General features: G+C 59.8%; 14 protein-coding genes, 4 tRNA genes and 1 pseudogene. 10 read left to right on the plus strand and 9 right to left on the minus strand.

Annotation, left to right across the window (positions count from 1 at the left end; all coding sequences use genetic code 11):
• Window positions 1–20: 20 nt before the first annotated feature.
• Window positions 21–1,076 (minus strand): sensor histidine kinase, encoded by a 1,056-nt coding sequence (locus ACP7BN_RS07635; protein WP_420646484.1) that lies wholly within the window; start codon window positions 1,074–1,076, stop codon window positions 21–23.
• Window positions 1,076–1,825 (minus strand): response regulator, encoded by a 750-nt coding sequence (locus tag ACP7BN_RS07640; RefSeq protein WP_420646485.1) that lies wholly within the window; start codon window positions 1,823–1,825, stop codon window positions 1,076–1,078. The genes ACP7BN_RS07635 and ACP7BN_RS07640 overlap by 1 nt, the downstream gene beginning before the upstream one ends.
• Before the next feature lie 295 nt (window positions 1,826–2,120).
• Between ACP7BN_RS07640 and pyrF the strand changes: the two genes are divergently transcribed.
• Window positions 2,121–2,819 (plus strand): orotidine-5'-phosphate decarboxylase, encoded by a 699-nt coding sequence (gene pyrF / locus ACP7BN_RS07645; RefSeq protein WP_426202923.1) that lies wholly within the window; start codon window positions 2,121–2,123, stop codon window positions 2,817–2,819.
• Between the two features lie 69 nt (window positions 2,820–2,888).
• Here the strand turns inward: pyrF and ACP7BN_RS07650 are convergent, their stop codons facing one another.
• On the minus strand, window positions 2,889–3,893 hold the full coding sequence (locus ACP7BN_RS07650; RefSeq protein WP_426202925.1) for an NADP-dependent oxidoreductase: 1,005 nt from the start codon (window positions 3,891–3,893) through the stop codon (window positions 2,889–2,891).
• Window positions 3,894–4,121: 228 nt separating this feature from the next.
• On the opposite strand from ACP7BN_RS07650, the gene ACP7BN_RS07655 reads away from it, so the two are divergent.
• The 4 genes and pseudogenes from ACP7BN_RS07655 (at window position 4,122) to ACP7BN_RS07670 (ending at window position 8,556) form a co-directional block, all read left to right on the plus strand.
• Window positions 4,122–4,883, plus strand: coding sequence for an SDR family oxidoreductase (locus ACP7BN_RS07655; RefSeq protein ID WP_426202927.1), 762 nt, complete (start codon window positions 4,122–4,124; stop codon window positions 4,881–4,883).
• Between the two features lie 199 nt (window positions 4,884–5,082).
• A complete protein-coding gene (locus ACP7BN_RS07660; protein WP_426202929.1) occupies window positions 5,083–6,483 on the plus strand; it encodes a PLP-dependent aminotransferase family protein in 1,401 nt (466 codons plus the stop codon).
• A 147-nt stretch (window positions 6,484–6,630) separates the two neighbouring features.
• Window positions 6,631–7,695 (plus strand): annotated as a pseudogene (locus ACP7BN_RS07665) (HAMP domain-containing protein); the annotation flags it as partial.
• Window positions 7,693–8,556: a methyl-accepting chemotaxis protein gene (locus ACP7BN_RS07670; RefSeq protein ID WP_426203290.1), complete on the plus strand. Its 864-nt coding sequence runs from the start codon at window positions 7,693–7,695 to the stop codon at window positions 8,554–8,556. The pseudogene ACP7BN_RS07665 and the gene ACP7BN_RS07670, both read left to right, overlap by 3 nt.
• 556 nt (window positions 8,557–9,112) lie before the next feature.
• Here the strand turns inward: ACP7BN_RS07670 and ACP7BN_RS07675 are convergent.
• Window positions 9,113–9,871 (minus strand): hypothetical protein, encoded by a 759-nt coding sequence (locus ACP7BN_RS07675; protein ID WP_420646490.1) that lies wholly within the window; start codon window positions 9,869–9,871, stop codon window positions 9,113–9,115.
• Window positions 9,872–10,266: 395 nt separating this feature from the next.
• Here ACP7BN_RS07675 and ACP7BN_RS07680 point away from each other — a divergent pair.
• The 4 genes from ACP7BN_RS07680 (at window position 10,267) to ACP7BN_RS07695 (ending at window position 10,679) form a co-directional block, all read left to right on the plus strand.
• Window positions 10,267–10,342: transfer RNA gene (locus ACP7BN_RS07680), tRNA-Glu, on the plus strand.
• A gap of 2 nt (window positions 10,343–10,344) precedes the next feature.
• A tRNA-Gly gene (locus ACP7BN_RS07685) sits at window positions 10,345–10,420 on the plus strand.
• Between the two features lie 105 nt (window positions 10,421–10,525).
• Window positions 10,526–10,601: transfer RNA gene (locus tag ACP7BN_RS07690), tRNA-Glu, on the plus strand.
• 2 nt (window positions 10,602–10,603) lie between these two features.
• Window positions 10,604–10,679: transfer RNA gene (locus ACP7BN_RS07695), tRNA-Gly, on the plus strand.
• A 124-nt stretch (window positions 10,680–10,803) separates the two neighbouring features.
• On the opposite strand, the gene ACP7BN_RS07700 is transcribed toward ACP7BN_RS07695, so the two are convergent.
• The 4 genes from ACP7BN_RS07700 to ACP7BN_RS07715 all read right to left on the minus strand — a co-directional run bounded on the left by ACP7BN_RS07700 (window position 10,804) and on the right by ACP7BN_RS07715 (window position 14,866).
• Window positions 10,804–12,543 carry a dipeptidase gene (locus ACP7BN_RS07700; RefSeq protein ID WP_426202930.1) on the minus strand — a complete coding sequence of 580 codons (1,740 nt, stop codon included), beginning with the start codon at window positions 12,541–12,543 and terminating at the stop codon, window positions 10,804–10,806.
• Window positions 12,544–12,738: 195 nt separating this feature from the next.
• Complete coding sequence (locus ACP7BN_RS07705; protein WP_420646492.1) at window positions 12,739–13,377, minus strand: LysE family translocator; 639 nt, start codon at window positions 13,375–13,377, stop codon at window positions 12,739–12,741.
• Between the two features lies 1 nt (window position 13,378).
• Entirely contained in the window at window positions 13,379–14,149 is a 771-nt protein-coding gene (locus ACP7BN_RS07710) for a 2OG-Fe(II) oxygenase (RefSeq protein ID WP_426203292.1), read from the minus strand.
• 90 nt (window positions 14,150–14,239) lie between these two features.
• Window positions 14,240–14,866 carry an alanyl-tRNA editing protein gene (locus tag ACP7BN_RS07715; RefSeq protein WP_426202931.1) on the minus strand — a complete coding sequence of 209 codons (627 nt, stop codon included), beginning with the start codon at window positions 14,864–14,866 and terminating at the stop codon, window positions 14,240–14,242.
• 89 nt (window positions 14,867–14,955) lie between these two features.
• Here ACP7BN_RS07715 and ACP7BN_RS07720 point away from each other — a divergent pair, with 89 nt between their 5' ends.
• On the plus strand, window positions 14,956–15,954 hold the full coding sequence (locus ACP7BN_RS07720; protein WP_420646494.1) for a LysR substrate-binding domain-containing protein: 999 nt from the start codon (window positions 14,956–14,958) through the stop codon (window positions 15,952–15,954).
• Window positions 15,955–16,017: 63 nt separating this feature from the next.
• Here ACP7BN_RS07720 and ACP7BN_RS07725 read toward each other — a convergent pair whose 3' ends face one another.
• Window positions 16,018–16,425, minus strand: a complete 408-nt coding sequence (locus ACP7BN_RS07725; protein ID WP_426202932.1) for a PA2817 family protein — start codon at window positions 16,423–16,425, stop codon at window positions 16,018–16,020.
• Window positions 16,426–16,439: the final 14 nt, after the last annotated feature.

The raw sequence follows: 16,439 nt of genomic DNA on the forward strand, positions 1-16,439 counted from the left end.
TTGTACCGGACGGTACACAGTCAGGCTGGAAGGCGCGGCAGGATTATCACGGCAGTCAGGCCACCGCCGGGGGTTTCTTCCAGGTTGAGTTGTCCGCCCAAGCGCAGCGCTGCCTCACGGGCGATGGTCATGCCCAGACCGACGCCGCCGGAGTTGCGATTGCGCGATCCTTCCAGCCGATAGAACGGCTCGAACACGGCTTCGCGTTTGTCCGCCGCGATGCCCGGGCCATGATCAACTACGCGAATCAGCAATTGCTCGCGCTGATCCTGCAACTCGATGCGCACTTGTCCCGCATATCGCAAAGCGTTGTCGAGCAGGTTGTTGAGGCATGAGCGTAAAGCCATTGGCTGTACCGGCAGCGGTGCGCAGTGACCGCTGACCTGCGCGTCAGCGCCCTGATCCTGAGCGTTTTCGCACAGCGATTCGACCAGCGCCTGCACATCCATCAGTTGCAAGGCTTCGCTGGTGCGCTGTTCGTGCAGGTAGGTGAGGGTGGCGTCGAGCATGCTGATCATGTCGTCCAGATCCTGACGCATCTGGCCTTGCAGCTTGTCGTCGCTGATGTTTTCCAGGCGCAGTTTCAGTCGCGACAGCGGTGTGCGCAGGTCGTGGGACACGGCGCCGAGCATGCGTGCGCGGGCCTGCACTTGTTCGCGAATGCGCTGTTGCATCAGGTTGAAGGTGTGCGCCGCTTGCCGCGCCTCGCGTGGGCCGGACTCGTCCAGCGGCGGGCTGTCGAGATCTTCGCTCAGGCGTTCGGCGGCGTCGCTCAGGCGCTGGATCGGCCGGGTCAGCAGTTTGGCGCCGTACCACGCGGCGATGATCAGCGAAACGAACTGGAATGTAAGAGGCACCAATGGTCCGCCGAACCAGGGTCGCGGCGGTCGCTGAGCGAAACGCGGATCCTGCGGCGCCGGTTGCCCTTCGTGCATTTGGGAAAACTGCGGCGGCGGGGGCGGAGGTGGCGGACCGTAAAGGCGAAACCACGCAAAAGCCAGCAAGTGCGCGAGGACGATCGCAATGAACAGCATGCCAAACAGGCGGCCGAACAGCGTGTCGAAGCGCGCTCGCATCAGCCGATGTCTCGCGCGTCGAACAGATAACCTTCACCGCGCACGGTTTTGATCAGCTGCGGAGCTTTCGGGTCGTCGCCGAGTTTCTGGCGCAGACGCGATACCAGCAGGTCGATGCTGCGGTCGAAGGCTTCGATCGAGCGGCCACGGGCGGCGTCGAGCAACTGTTCGCGGCTGAGCACCCGGCGCGGGCGTTCGATGAATACCCAGAGCAGGCGGAATTCGGCGTTCGACAGTGGCACCACCAGCCCATCGTCAGCGATCAATTGGCGCAACACGCTGTTCAGGCGCCAGTTGTCGAAGCGAATGTTCGCACGCTGTTCTGAACGGTCATCGCGCACCCGACGCAGAATGGTCTGAATCCGCGCTACCAGTTCCCGCGGCTCGAACGGTTTGGCCATGTAGTCATCGGCGCCCAGTTCGAGGCCAATGATGCGGTCGGTGGGTTCGCAACGAGCGGTGAGCATCAGTATCGGAATGTCGGATTCGGCACGCAGCCAACGGCACAGCGACAGACCGTCTTCGCCGGGCAACATCAAGTCGAGCACCACCACGTCGAAATGTTCAGCTTGCATGGCCTGACGCATGGCAGTGCCATCGGTGACGCCGCTGGCGTGGATGTTGAAGCGCGCCAGGTAGTCGATCATCAGTTCGCGGATCGGCACATCATCGTCGACGATCAGCGCACGAATGCTCCAGCGCTTGTCGTCTTTTTGCTCATCGTTCACGGTGGCTTGAGTGTTGTGCATGAGGCTCTTGATCTGCCAGTAGGCCGCCAACCACAAAGATAGGCTGCGAGGTTGTGGTTTCAGCATAGGCGTCCGGCCGTGAGGCGGGAAGGGCTGCTGTAAGTGCATGTTGCGGCTGGCGAGGCTAGCGCGCGGGCGTATTGCCGGCGTGTCGTCTGTGTATCAGGCTCGACACAATAACGCCGAACGCTATGCTGATCACGGCGCAAGCGATGAATTACCGATCATCGGGTGCCGCGCAGCCGCGGGTTCCGCTACAATGCGCGCCGATTTCGTCCTGCCTGAGAGCCCCTCCATGTCCGTCTGCCAGACTCCTATCATCGTCGCCCTGGATTTCCCCACCCGTGACGCCGCACTGAAGCTGGCCGACCAGTTGGACCCGAAGCTGTGCCGGGTCAAAGTGGGCAAGGAACTGTTCACCAGTTGCGCCGCGGAAATCGTCGGCACCCTGCGCGACAAGGGTTTCGAGGTGTTCCTCGACCTGAAATTCCACGACATTCCCAACACCACCGCAATGGCGGTCAAGGCTGCTGCGGAAATGGGCGTGTGGATGGTCAACGTGCACTGCTCCGGCGGCCTGCGCATGATGTCGGCCTGCCGCGAAGTGCTCGACAAGCGCACGGGCCCGCAGCCGTTGCTGATCGGCGTGACCGTGCTGACCAGCATGGAACGCGAAGATCTGGCCGGGATCGGTCTGGACATCGAGCCGCAGGAACAAGTGCTGCGTCTGGCTGCACTGGCTCAGAAAGCCGGGATGGACGGTCTGGTGTGCTCGGCGCTGGAAGCTCAGGCGCTGAAAACCGCGCATCCGTCGCTGCAACTGGTGACCCCGGGGATTCGTCCGGCGGGCAGTGCGCAGGACGACCAGCGCCGTATTCTGACCCCGCGCCAGGCGCTGGATGCCGGCTCTGATTATCTGGTGATTGGCCGTCCGATCAGCCAGGCGGCTGATCCGGCCAAGGCGTTGGCTGCGGTGGTTGCCGAAATCGCTTAAGCGCTCGCACCGGATGCAAACACGGGAGCCAATTGGCTCCCGTGTTTTTGATCTGCGCGAAACTGTCGGTTAAACCTTCAACACCAACTTGCCAAAGTTCTCACCGCTGAACAATTTCATCAGCGTCTCCGGGAACGTCTCCAGTCCGTCGACGATATCCTCTTTGCTCTTGAGCTGCCCCTTGGCCATCCACCCGGCCATTTCCTGCCCGGCGGCGGCGAATTGTGCGGCGTAGTCCATCACCACAAAGCCTTCCATCCGCGCACGGTTGACCAGCAAGGACAGGTAATTGGCCGGGCCTTTCATGGCTTCCTTGTTGTTGTACTGGCTGATCGCACCGCAGATCACCACGCGCGCCTTCAGGTTCAAACGGCTGAGCACCGCGTCAAGGATGTCGCCGCCGACGTTGTCGAAATACACGTCCACGCCTTTCGGGCATTCGCGTTTGAGGCCGGCCACCACGTCCTCGCTCTTGTAATCGATGGCGCCGTCGAAACCCAGTTCATCGATGAGGAATTTGCACTTGTCGGCGCCGCCAGCAATCCCGACCACGCGGCAACCTTTAAGCTTGGCAATTTGCCCGGCAATGCTGCCGACCGCACCCGCTGCGCCGGACAGCACCACGGTGTCACCTTCTTTCGGGGCGCCGACGTCGAGCAGGGCGAAGTACGCGGTCATGCCGGTCATGCCCAGCGCAGACAAATAGCGCGGCAACGGCGCCAGTTTCGGATCGACCTTGTAGAAACCTCTTGGCTCGCCAAGGAAATAATCCTGCACGCCCAAGGCACCGTTGACGTAGTCCCCGACGGCGAAGCCCGGATTGTTCGAAGCGACGACTTTGCCTACGCCCAAAGCGCGCATGACTTCACCGAGACCGACCGGCGGGATGTAGGACTTGCCCTCGTTCATCCAGCCGCGCATGGCCGGGTCGAGGGACAGGTATTCGTTCTTGACCAGAATCTGCCCCGCCGCCGGCTCGCCGACCGGTACTTCCTGATAGGTGAAGGTCTCGCGGGTCGCGGGGCCCACCGGGCGTTTGGCGAGCAGGAACTGGCGATTGGTCTGGTTAGTCATGACAGGCACTCGAACTGAATGAAGTCTTGTTGATAGACCCTCGCCGGCGATGACGCAAGGTTGGCTGACGCGGCGAATGCAGCTTGATCCAGTGCAGTGATAGTGGCGGGCGGGTATTCATCACTGCGATTCATGAGCGCATACACGGCGTTTGGATAGTGCTGCCGCCGCCCAAGTCGCTGTGGCTATGCTGCCACTGAATCAATCCGCGCATTCGAGGGCAGCACAATGAGCATGAGGTTTTCCGGCCAGGTTGTCGTAGTCACGGGCGCCGCCAACGGCATCGGCCGCGCAACTGCCCAGGCGTTTGCCGCCGAAGGCTTGAAAGTGGTGGTGGCCGATCTGGATACTGCCGGGGGCGAAGGCACGGTAGCGCTGATTCGTACGGCCGGTGGCGAAGCGACCTTCGTGCGCTGCAACGTTACTGTCGAAAGCGAAGTGAAAAATCTGATGGACGAGGTGATCAATACCTACGGTCGCCTCGACTACGCGTTCAATAATGCGGGGATCGAAATCGAGAAGGGCAAGCTTGCCGACGGCTCGATCGACGAGTTCGACGCGATCATCGGCGTCAATGTCAAAGGCGTCTGGCTGTGCATGAAGTACCAATTGCCATTGCTGCTGGCGCAGGGCGGCGGGGCGATTGTCAACACCGCTTCGGTGGCCGGGTTGGGCGCCGCGCCGAAGATGAGCATCTATGCAGCGTCCAAACACGCGGTGATCGGTCTGACCAAGTCCGCCGCCATTGAGTACGCCAAGAAGAAAATTCGTGTCAACGCCGTGTGCCCGGCGGTGATCGACACCGACATGTTCCGTCGCGCGTATGAAGCCGACCCGAAGAAAGGCGAGTTTGCCAGCGCCATGCACCCGGTCGGGCGCATCGGTACGGTCGAGGAAATCGCCAGCGCGGTGCTGTATTTGTGCAGCGATGGCGCGGCGTTCACCACCGGCCATTCGCTGGCGGTGGACGGGGGCGTTACCGCGTTCTGAAACGCTGGTCGACATTGCAGAAAAAACCCGCACGCATGCATGCGGGTTTTTTGTGGGCGCGTGTTTAGTTCCCGGGTCAAACATACACAATGTGTATCAAGCAGTTAATGCGGGACGTTTTGACGGCGTTGTCGCACAGCCTGATCGACGCGGCTGTGATTTACTGCCGCCAGCAAAACGGACAGGAGTTTGCGTGCTCATGGAATTGAGAATTGACCGACAGGCAATGGTGCCGGTTGTGCAGCAGATTGTTGATGGATTGACCGACTGGATCACCCAGGATCAGGTACCGCCCGCCACCCGACTGCCGTCCGTGAGGCAAATCGCGCGATGCAATTTGCTCAGCCAGTCGTGTGTTCTGGAAGCCTGCGAACGTCTGGTGGCGCAGGGGCTGCTGGCTTCGCGTCAGGGGGCGGGTTTCATGGTGGCAGCCGCGTTGCCGGTATGTTGCAAAGCGCTTGGAGCCTGCGGGGGCGACGCGGAGTCGCACTGGCGCGTTGCAGGTGTCGAACGAGCCAGTGGTTTGACGCTCGGCAGTGGTGTTCTGCCGCAAAGCTGGCGCGAACCGGATGATCTCAGCTACGCGATTCGCGAGGTGGCCCGCACCGACATGGCCAGCCTGTTCAGCTACGGCACGCCACTGGGATTGCCGGCGTTGCGTGAGCAGATCATCAAGCGCCTCAAACTGCTCGGGATCGAAGCGGGCGAAGAGCAGGTATTGACCACCGCCGGGGCCAGTCACGGCCTGGATCTGATTGTGCGCACGCTGTTCAAGGCCGGCGATTGTGTGGTCGTCGAAACACCGGGTTACGCGCCGCTGTTCGATCTGTTGCGCCTGCACGGTGTGCGCATGCTGGAAGTGCGCCGTACGCCGAGCGGCCCGGACACCGAGGCGCTCGAGGCATTGCTGGGGCAGTTCCGGCCCAAAGCGCTGTTCATCAACAGTCATCATCACAATCCCACGGGCAGTTGCCTGCTGCCGGTTGTCGCCCAGCGGATTTTGCAATTGAGTAAAACCTACGATCTGCAGTTGATCGAGGACGATGTCTACGCCGATTTGCACAACGGCAGCGGTACGCGTCTGGCTGCTCTGGATGACGATGAGCGAGTGATTTACGTCGGGAGTTTTTCCAAGACGCTGAGCAGCTCGTTACGTGCCGGTTATGTCGTGGCCGGGAGCGCGCTGATCGCGCGGCTGGCGCGGGTCAAAATGATTACTTGCGTGGGGACTTCGCGGTTCAGTGAGGCAGTTCTGGCCAGTCTGTTGGCCAGTGGCGCCTATCGCAAACTGGTGCAGCGTCAACGCCAGCGGCTGAATGTCGACCGTGCGGCGGCTTTGCAATTACTGGAAGACGCGGAATGGGAGGTGTTCGGCAAGCCAACCAGTGGCCTGTTTATCTGGGCCCGTTCGCCACTGGCCGACGATGCGCGGGTGCGCAGTCAGGCGCAACGCTACGGAGTGCAGTTGTCCCACGCCACGGCGTTCAGCCCCAGCGGCGAAACCTCTGACTGGCAGCGTATCAACGTGGCATATGCCTGTGATTCACGCGCGCGGCAGTTTTTTCGCAGCACCGCTGTGGATAGACCTCAAGCGTTCTGAAAACGACGCGGGCGTAGCTTTTTGCCATTATTCCGACGCCAGAGCCTTGTGCTGCCGGGTGGCCGTTGCGAATCTTCGGCTACAGACAATGGCAGGGGGCTACGCGCAATGATTTCGGCCGTGCAAGGACGTTTTGCCAACCTCGGTATGGCGAAAAAACTGGGTGTCGGGTTTGTCCTGGTGTTGCTGTTGACCGCGCTGGTGGCGGCCATCGGTGTCTGGTCCCTGCAAACCGTCAGCCAGCGGTTTGACGGCCTCAAGCAGATGTCGACGCTCAACAGCGACTTGCTCAAGGTGCGGTTGCTGGAGCAGGACTACGCCTTGCACGGCAACCCGAAGACTGCCGATGCCCTGCGTGAAGGCGTGGATGCGCTGGTGGTGCTGGCCAATCAGCTCAAGGCGCAATCACCGGCCAATGTGCCGGTGATGAACGATGTCGAGCAGTCTCTGAGCGCCTATCGCAAGGCGTTCGATGAGTTTGTCTCGCTGAGCCAGGCCAAGGATCTGGCACTGGAAATGGCCAGTTGGTCGGTGTCCAGCGTCGCCAATAATCTCGATGTCTTGCAGGCCGGGCTGGCCGATGACGGTGCTTACACCCTCAAGGAAAGTGAAGGCAAGGATGGCGCGCAGTTCATCGAACAGGCCAACCAGGTCAGTCAGGTGTCGCGGCTGATGCTGCAAGCCATGAACGAAGCGCGCGTGCGGCTGGATCAGAGTCGCAAGGGCGACGACAGTGGCGCCAAAGGCAACATCGAGCAGGCGGCTCAGGCCCAGACTCAGGCCGAACAGCTCAAGTCCACCGTCAAGGATGACGGCTATCTGACAGTGCTCAATGAGGTGTCCGGGCACATCGCCGGGTTCAACGACAAGCTGGCCGAATACACCGGGCTGCTGGCGCAGGAGAAAACGGTCTATGAACAATTGCACCAGCGCGCCGCGCAGGTGGTCGAGCGGGTCGATCAGGCGTATGTGGCTGAAGATGCTGCGATGCAGGGCGAGCTGAAGAAGAATTCGGTTTTGATCATTGGTTCATCGGCACTGGCGCTGCTGGTCGGGCTGATTGCCGCGTGGGTGATTACCCGGTTGATCGTCGCGCCGTTGCGCAGCGTTATTCAAGTCGCCCAGCGCATTGCCGCGGGTGATTTAAGTGGCTCGGTGCCGGTGACTCGCCGCGACGAGATCGGACAGTTGATGCTGGCGATGCAGCAGATGGGCGCCGGGCTTAGCGCGATTGTCAGTGGGTTGCAGGCTGGTATCGAGCAGTTGGCCAGTTCGGCGCAATCGCTGTCGGCGGTGACCGAGCAGACCAATCTTGAGGTCAGCAGCCAGAAAGAGGAAACCGAACAGGTCGCCACGGCGATGAACCAGATGACGGCCACCGTGCATGACGTGGCGCGAAATGCCGAAGAAGCGGCGCAGGCCGCGCAGACGGCGGATGACAAGGTCGAGAGCGGTCAGCAGGTGGTGCGTCAGAGTATGGCGCGCATCGAGCAGTTGGCGGATTCGGCGACCTCGGCCAGTTCCAGCATCGAAAGTCTGAGCGCGGAAATCCAGAACATCGGCACGGTGTTGAGTGTGATCAACAGCGTCGCTGAGCAGACCAATCTGCTTGCGCTCAACGCTGCCATTGAAGCGGCGCGGGCGGGGGAGCAGGGCAGGGGCTTTGCGGTGGTGGCTGATGAAGTGCGCGCGTTGGCGCGGCGTACGCAGCAATCGACCGAGGAGATCGAGCGTCTGGTCAGCTCGTTGCGGGCGGCGGCGCATGCTTCGGTGCAGGAGATTCAGAGCAGTGGCGAGTTGGTGAAACTGGCGGTCAGTGATGCGCTGCAGACTGAGAGCGCGCTGGGCAGTATTGCGGCGGCGGTTTCGTTGATTCAGCAGATGAATCAGCAGATTGCGGCGGCGGCCGAGGAGCAGAGTTCGGTGGCTGAGGAGATCAATCGCAGTGTGACGAGTATTCGGGCGAGTGCGGATCAGTCTTCGATTGCGATGCGGGGGAATGCGCTGTCGAGTGTTGAGTTGGCGCAGTTGGGTGGGGAATTGCGGGGGATGGTGGGGCATTTTCGGCTTTGACCTTGGCGGCCTTTGGGCCGACCAGGCTCTGGCTTTATAGCGTATATATCCGTTTCTGCGGTTGTGGCTGCTAAGGGTTCCGCCCTTACGGCGGGTCACTTTGGCAAACGCCCCAAAGTAACCAAAGGTCTTTTACCCTGACGTTCGGCCCCTCGCTGGGGCTCGGGGTTCCTTCGCTCCGGCATTCATCCGGGGGCATCGCCTCCGGTTTGCTGCGCTGCACCTCCTCTCGATGTATTTGGCTACGCCAAACGGCGCTGCGCGCCCACCCCCGGAAGAATCCCTCCTCTCAGCCTGCCGATGGGCGCTTGAGATCAAGAGCGGTACTTGAGCTACCGCTCATCGTGTTGAGTGGTGGTGGGGCAGAGGCAGGAGCGGGTTTTTGGGGTTTTTGAATCTGTATTCACCTCGGTATTTCACGTCGGCGTATTTCTTGTGGGCACCTCGGTCAGTCCCCTCTCCCCCCGGGAGAGGGTTAGGGTGAGGGGCTCTTGATCTTCCCCGCGCAACCAACAAAAAAGCCACCTCGCGGTGGCTTCTTCCAATCAACAACCCATCAGTCGTAGATCACTTTCTTCTTCCAGTCTGCATCGGCCTCTACTTCTTTGAGGCCGGATGTCAGTTGGTTCTCTTCACCTTCAACCGGCGCAATCTTGTCCATCACTTGGGCGTTGGCACGCGCCAGCAGTTTTTCCAGGTATTCCAGCTGTTCCGCGTAGATCCGCGGATCTTGCTGTTTGCGCAGGTATTGCACGCCGCGTTCGAAGGCGAGGCGGGCCTGGCCTGGCTGGTTTTGTTGCAGGGCGTGCTGGCCGAGGTTGTTGAAGAATTCGATGTGCAGCAGCACCAGGATGTGGCGCACTTCGCGGATCCAGTGTTTGGCTTCGTTCGGTGGCAGGAAGCCGTCCTGGGCGGCGCGGGTGATCTGGCCGTGCAGGGCTTCGAGGAGGAAGCGTACGTCTTTGGCTTTGGCTTCGGTCTGGATCGGTGCCGGTGGGTTGTTGACCGGAATCGATTCGCCCTGGGCTACCAGTGCGTTCAGTTCGCCGATGCGCGCCTTGGTGGTGGCGCTGGTTTTTTCCAGGTTGAGCAGGCGCTGGCAGACGTTGAGTTCGAGACGGGTCAGCAACAGCTTCAGCCCGGGCGTCATGAACTGGCCGGGAAAGGTCTCGGTGAGTTCGCCGCAGCGGCGCAGGCGGTCGTTGAGTTCGACCTTGGTGCGGGCCTTCTCCAGTTTGGTGTTTTCCACCACATGGTTCATGTAACCAATGGCGATCAAGATTGCGATCCCGACTATGACTAGCAGGGTGATCATGAGTGGTGTCACCGGTAAGACCTCTTTATAGGATTCGCGTGCGAGTTGCGAGTGTAGTGGCTTGGTATATAGCCGCCTAGCGCCGCTCGACGATTTGGATCGGCGCAGTTGAATCTGTATCGGCCGCAGGGCTGCTTATATAAATGCTGGCCCTTGGGGTGCAGATTGCCATCATTCGTGGCGTGGACTATAACGCCTTGGCGGGTGGCGGAATATAGGCGTCAATCGCCGGGCGACGGAAAACCCTGGAACGGCCCGTAAAGCAGGTCGAAGTCATTGATTTAAATAAATTTATATCAGGGGGTTGACGACCCCCCAATCCATCCATAGAATGCGCGCCACTTACAGCGTAAAGCACACAGCGAAACGCGGTAGGGAGTGAATGTTGTACGTGTGTCCCCTTCGTCTAGTGGCCTAGGACACCGCCCTTTCACGGCGGTAACAGGGGTTCGAGTCCCCTAGGGGACGCCAATGCGGGAATAGCTCAGTTGGTAGAGCACGACCTTGCCAAGGTCGGGGTCGCGAGTTCGAGTCTCGTTTCCCGCTCCATTTTTAAACGGCAGTGCCTTCGGGCGGTGCTGAGTGAAACCAGAACCAAGTCTTCGGATGCGGATCTGGAACACCGAAACACACACCATGTGTTCCGGGTAGCGTGTCCCCTTCGTCTAGTGGCCTAGGACACCGCCCTTTCACGGCGGTAACAGGGGTTCGAGTCCCCTAGGGGACGCCATTGCGGGAATAGCTCAGTTGGTAGAGCACGACCTTGCCAAGGTCGGGGTCGCGAGTTCGAGTCTCGTTTCCCGCTCCATATTTAACGAAAACGCCGCTCAGTGATGAGCGGCGTTTTTGTTTGTGCGCGATTTGTGGCGCAATAAAAAAGGACCTCGCGGTCCTTTTTTGTGGCCCGCCGAAATGGCGGGCCGGTGATGCGATCAGAGCTTCGGCAGCTGCCCGATACGGCCCATCATTTCGGTGACGATCTGCAGATCCAGCAGGAACTGGTCAACCGTCTTGAACTCACCGTCGGTGTGCCCGGTGTACTTGGCCTCAGGGCGCGCCAGACCGAATTGCACGCCATTCGGCAATTCATGCACCGAGGTAGCGCCAGCGGAGGTGCCGAATTCGTGTTTCATGCCAAGGTTTTCGCTGGCCACTGCCAGCAACGCCTTGACCCACTCGCCTTCAGGGTTGCGGTACATCGGTTCGGCGATCGAGTAGTCGAAGGTCGCTGCTACCTTGGTTTGCTTGCTCCAGGCTGAAATTTTCTCGGCGATTTCTGCCTTGAGTGCTTCCGGCGACTTGCCTTTCGGCACGCGCAGGTTGACCGCGAGTTTGAAGGCTTTTTCATCCATGCCGACGTAGGTCAGCGAGGTGGTCAGCGGGCCCATGAACGCGTCGGAGAAACCCACACCCAGCTTGGCACCCTTGTAATCCAGGCCCCAGTTCTCGGCGGCGTAGCGTGCAGCATCGGTGATGTGGTTGTGCTTGAACGCGATCTTGCCATCCACGCTGTGGACGAAGTCGAGCATGCGCGCGACCGGGTTGACGCCCGATTCTGGCTCGGAGGAGTGCGCGGAAACGCCGGTCACGGTCAATTTGACGTCTTTGCCATCGATCTTGGCGTTGACTTCGAAGTCGCCGCCGTTGCGTTTGGCGTACTCGGCGCCGGCCTTTTGCAGGCTGGCGGCCAGTTCTGCGGGCTTGTCAGTCAGCAGCGTTACGACCGAGGCCGACGGAATCTGGTTGGTGGCCAGGCCGCCGGTCATCGAGATCAGTTCCGCGCCTTTGCCTTCAGCCTTGCGCTTGGGGAAATGCCCCATCACGGTGCCGTAGCCTTTCTCGGCAATCACCACCGGGTAGCCGCCATCCAGCGCCATGTTGTAGTTCGGTGTCGGGTTGCGTTCGAAGTAATAAGGAATGGCATCGCCAGTGGTTTCTTCCGTGGTGTCGACCAGCAGCTTGAAATTGCGCGCCAATGGCAGCTTTTCTTCCTTGATCACTTTCATCGCGTACAGCGCGACAACGATGCCGTTCTTGTCATCCTCGGTACCACGGCCGTACATACGGTCGCCGATCAGCGTGACCTTGAAGGGGTCGAGCTTGGTGCCATCCTTCAGCACCCAGTTTTCCGGGGTCACTGGCACCACGTCGGCGTGGGCGTGAATGCCGACGACTTCTTCTCCAGCGCCATCCAGGGAGATTTCATAAACCCGGTTGTCGACATTGCGGTACTTCAGGCCGAACGACTCGGCCAGATCCTTGATCTTCGCGGCAATCTTGATGAACTGCGGATTTTCGTGCTGTTCGACGCCTTCTTTGCGGTCGGTCGGAATCTCTACCAGTTCGCGCAGGGTCTCGAGCGCGTCCTTGCCGTACTTCACTCGCGTGTACAGACCGAGCAAACGATGGATTTCGTTTTGCTGCCCGGCGGTCAACGTCTTGTTGTCGAGGAACGCGCTGATGGCCGGGCGCAGATTATCGCTCTTACTCAGGTCATTTTTGGCCAAATCACCCAGGAATTGTTTGAAGTCGCTGACCTTGGTTTCACTGAATGTCTTGAGAATAGTCGCGCTTTGTTCTGGTGTGATGTTGGCTTGTGCGGACAGCGGGACGGATGAAAGGCTGGCCAGAATCAGGGTCGAAGCGGCCAGTTGCTTGAATGAAAAATCCATTGCGGGGGGCATTCCTTCGCAGGTAGTGAGTAGGAAATGTCTGAGCGAGATATCAGACCGTTTCGCAAGCTAACACCACACGAGCGGGATAGGGGAGTCCCTGAAGTGGGATGCGTCGCACAAAAATGCAAAAGCGACGCACAATCGAAAAACCCTGTCCCCTCGCTCTGGACCGGGCTTTTCCACGTGGCATGCCTACATCGACAGCACCAAACGCCCGGCGAACAGGATCAGAATCACCCCCATGCTGCGCTCGAACCAGTGCCCCATGCGCATGAACAGCAGGCGCACTTTGCTGCTGGAGAAGAACAGCGCAACGATCACGAACCACAACGCGTTTACGCCGCACATCCACAGGCCGTACAGCGCCTGAATTTCCAATGGCGTAGTCGCGCTGATGATCGTGGTGAAGATCGCCAGGAAAAACAGCGTGGCCTTGGGGTTGGTGGCGTTGGTCAGAAAACCGGTGCTGAACGCCTTGAGCAGCGACTGCTCGCCCGGCGGCTCATCCGCTGCTTTCTCGCCTTCCAGTGTCGACTTGGGTTTGCTGCGTATCAGGCTGATGCCGAGATAAAAAATGTACGCGCCGCCCACCACTTTGGCCACGGTCAATAGCCAGGGCGTGGTGTGCATCAACGCGCCGACGCCGAGCAGGGTATACAGCACATGCACGGAAATTCCCGCACCGATGCCGAGTGCCGTGCAGATCCCCACCAGCCGACCGAAGCGCACACTCTGGCGGATGGTCACGGCGAAATCCGGGCCGGGTGCGACCACGGCCAGGAAGTGAATGGTGGCCAGCGCCAGAAACTCGCCCAGGTAATTCGATAACATCTCAGCTCCAGAAAGTCAGGGGTGAAGCATTGCCGCGATAGCCGACAAAGAACGACAGGCTCAAGCGCGGATCCGCCACGCCCGGGGTCACCGAGTGCATGCGCCGCGAATTGAACATGATGAAGTCGCCAGGCTCGGGCCGAATTTCCAGCGTCGGCGGGCCGAGCAGGGCCGGGTCGATGCCGTAGCTGTCGCCACGCATCTCGTCGAATTGATCGGGGGTAACATCGTCGTCCCACATCTGCAGTGCGCCACCTTCGGTGGGCATGTTCAGGTAGACGTTGCAGGCGAATTGCGCGGCCAGGCTGCGCGCCTGAAAACTCTCCGGCGCATCCTTGGCGAAAATGTCGTGGTGGGCGAGAAAGCACACACCGGGTTTCACCACCCGCGACAGGCCGACGTACATTTTGCGCCCGTAGAGGTTTTCCAGGTGCGCGCCGGCCGGCCACGATTCGTCGAGCATGCAGCGCAAAGTGTCGACCGGCGACGAATAGGGCGCACAGCGATTGCGTAACTCGGCAATGTTGCTGGTGGCGCGCTCGAAATAATCCTCGATCAGCAGCGGTTGGTTTTCCGCCTCGTAGAACGCCATGCCGATGCGGCCGATGCTCGGCGCATTGATATAACCCTCGAAACCGGGTGCGAGAATTTTGTCACCAATCTGGATCGCCAGCGGCTTGGGTAAAAAGCCTTTGACGCGGATGGCGAGGATTTCTTCGTTGGCCAGTTTTTTTATGCACGTCTCATCGAGACGCTCGACGTCAAGCATCATGTTATTCAGGTCCATCTATCGAAAGTCCATGGAACCGGCGAATGCGGTTCCCCCGGCGTCGGACGATGCGCGGGGCATCGTCCGAAATCCTCAATCCACGCTGTAGTGGACGGACAACGTGCCCTTTTTCTGTGAAAGGGACGCGATCGTGACTGTGCCCAAATCCTTCAGGCTGCGTACATGGGTGCCACCGCAGCCATAGGCCGGCAGTTCACCAAAACCGATTTCCCGCGCGCCTTCGCGTAGGGAGGTCAGTCGGGGCAGGTCGTGTTCGATCCATTGCCCGATGCCGTATTCAACGGTTTGTGCTTCGACTTCCTGGGCTGAATCGCCCGGCTTGAATTGCACGCGACCTTCATCCGGCCAGTGATGCGCCTTGATCGGCATCCAGCCCATGGCTTGCACGAAGTGGCCGATCAAATGCCCAGCGGAATGCATGCGCGTATTGAAGCGCCGGCGTTCTTCGTCGACGCGAATCTGCGTCATGCCCAACGGCACCGGGCGGTCGACGAAATGGATGATCCGCTCCGGTTCCTGCACCACGCGCAGTACCTGGCTGTCACCGATCCAGCCGGTATCGCAGGGCTGACCGCCACCTTGCGGGTGAAACAATGTGGCGCGCAGCACCACGGCGAATTCGTTCTCGTGGGGCGTACAGTCGAGGACTTCTACACTGGCCTTGAGGTCATCACTATGGAAAAAGAGGCGAAGCGTCATATTCCATGCCCTTATTAAGTTTCTGTTTTTATTATATGAATCGTGCAATAACGTGATAATCCGTTCAAACATCAAAGGACTGTTGCGCTGTGAGCATAAATCTACCGCTGCCGCTGCTGGGTGAAATGGCGATTTTCGTCAAGGTTGTGGAGACCGGCAGTTTCTCCGAAGCAGCGCGGCAAATGGGTTCATCGCCGTCAGCCGTGAGTCGCAGCATTTCACGGCTGGAGAAAGCGCTGGCCACGCGGTTGCTGCAGCGCACTACGCGCAAACTGCGCCTGAGCGATGGCGGCGAAGAGGTGTTCAAGCGCTGCCAGGAAATGGTCAGCGCTGCGCGTTCGGTGATGGAAATCAGCGGTCAGTTCAACCATGAGGCGGAAGGCTTGGTGCGGGTCAGCGTGCCGAAAGCGGTCGGGCGTTTCGTGATTCATCCGCACATGCCGGAGTTCTTGCGCCGCTATCCGAAGGTCGATGTGGAGTTGCTGCTGGAAGATCGGCAAGTCGATCTGATCGACGATCATGTCGATCTGGCGATCCGTATCACTGATCGGCCACCGGCCGGGCTGGTCGGGCGGCAGTTGCTGACCATCGACCATTTGCTCTGCGCCACCCCGCAATATCTGGCCGAGCATGGCACCCCGACGCATCCCCACGACTTGCTCAATCACAGCTGCATTTATCTCGGTGAAACCCCGAGCGATGCGCGCTGGAAATTCAAGAAGGGCACTAAAGCCGTGACTGTCGGCGTGCGCGGACGCTATGCCGCCAATCACACTGGCGTGCGCTTGGGAGCGGTGTTGCAGCACATCGGCATCGGCAGCCTGCCGTACTTCACCGCGCGTTATGCGCTGGAGCAGAAGTTGATCGTACAGGTGTTGCCGGACTGGTCGTTTCTCGCCTCTTATCACGGTGGGCTGTGGTTGCTGCATTCGCCGACGCGCTATCTGCCGCCGAAGTTGCGGGTGTTCATCGACTATCTGGTGGAGTGTCTTGAGAAGGAGCCGACCCTGAGCAAACCGGCGAAATCCGGCGGCGCGACCAATGCAGCGGTGGCGTATGAACTGCCGGAAGGCGAGGGGTTACTGTAATGGCAGAACAATAAAAAGGCCCGCATGGTTGTCCATGCGGGCCTTTTCATTTGCGGACGAAGATCAGTGCTTGCTGTCCTGACTGGACATCGCCAGCAGTTGTTTTTCCTGATTCCAGTCGAACGGTTCGTCGTTCTGTTCAGCATCGAAACGACGTTCTTCCAGTGCCTGATACAGGTCGATTTCTTGATCGGACAAGTAGTGCAGGCAGTCGCCAGCGAAGTACCACAGCAGATCGCGCGGGATCAGGTGGGCGATTTGTGGATAGCGGGAAATTACCTGAGTCAGGATGTCCTGGCCCAGATACTGGCTTTCGATCGGATCGATCGGCAGAGACGCCAGCAGTTCGTCGAAACGCTCCATAAACAAGGCATGGCTTTCTTCGGGAACCTGTTCGGCCTCACCTACGGCGACCAGGATACTGCGCAGGTGGTCGAGTAACACCAGATGATCGGCAACGACGTTGGACACGAGATAAGTCCTCA

Source organism: Pseudomonas sp. TWP3-1 (genome assembly GCF_049896625.1).
Taxonomy (GTDB): domain Bacteria; phylum Pseudomonadota; class Gammaproteobacteria; order Pseudomonadales; family Pseudomonadaceae; genus Aquipseudomonas.

Excerpts from the sequence above, each read along its gene's own strand:
- ACP7BN_RS07675 (WP_420646490.1), bottom strand. The coding sequence starts at position 9,871 with ATGATCACCCTGCTAGTCATAGTCGGGATCGCAATCTTGATCGCCATT.
- ACP7BN_RS07710 (WP_426203292.1), bottom strand. The coding sequence starts at position 14,149 with ATGATGCTTGACGTCGAGCGTCTCGATGAGACGTGCATAAAAAAACTG.
- ACP7BN_RS07640 (WP_420646485.1), bottom strand. The coding sequence starts at position 1,825 with ATGCACAACACTCAAGCCACCGTGAACGATGAGCAAAAAGACGACAAG.
- ACP7BN_RS07700 (WP_426202930.1), bottom strand. The coding sequence starts at position 12,543 with ATGGATTTTTCATTCAAGCAACTGGCCGCTTCGACCCTGATTCTGGCC.
- pyrF (WP_426202923.1), top strand. The coding sequence starts at position 2,121 with ATGTCCGTCTGCCAGACTCCTATCATCGTCGCCCTGGATTTCCCCACC.
- ACP7BN_RS07715 (WP_426202931.1), bottom strand. The coding sequence starts at position 14,866 with ATGACGCTTCGCCTCTTTTTCCATAGTGATGACCTCAAGGCCAGTGTA.
- ACP7BN_RS07705 (WP_420646492.1), bottom strand. The coding sequence starts at position 13,377 with ATGTTATCGAATTACCTGGGCGAGTTTCTGGCGCTGGCCACCATTCAC.
- ACP7BN_RS07635 (WP_420646484.1), bottom strand. The coding sequence starts at position 1,076 with ATGCGAGCGCGCTTCGACACGCTGTTCGGCCGCCTGTTTGGCATGCTG.
- ACP7BN_RS07655 (WP_426202927.1), top strand. The coding sequence starts at position 4,122 with ATGAGCATGAGGTTTTCCGGCCAGGTTGTCGTAGTCACGGGCGCCGCC.
- ACP7BN_RS07660 (WP_426202929.1), top strand. The coding sequence starts at position 5,083 with ATGGAATTGAGAATTGACCGACAGGCAATGGTGCCGGTTGTGCAGCAG.
- ACP7BN_RS07670 (WP_426203290.1), top strand. The coding sequence starts at position 7,693 with ATGGGCGCCGGGCTTAGCGCGATTGTCAGTGGGTTGCAGGCTGGTATC.
- ACP7BN_RS07650 (WP_426202925.1), bottom strand. The coding sequence starts at position 3,893 with ATGACTAACCAGACCAATCGCCAGTTCCTGCTCGCCAAACGCCCGGTG.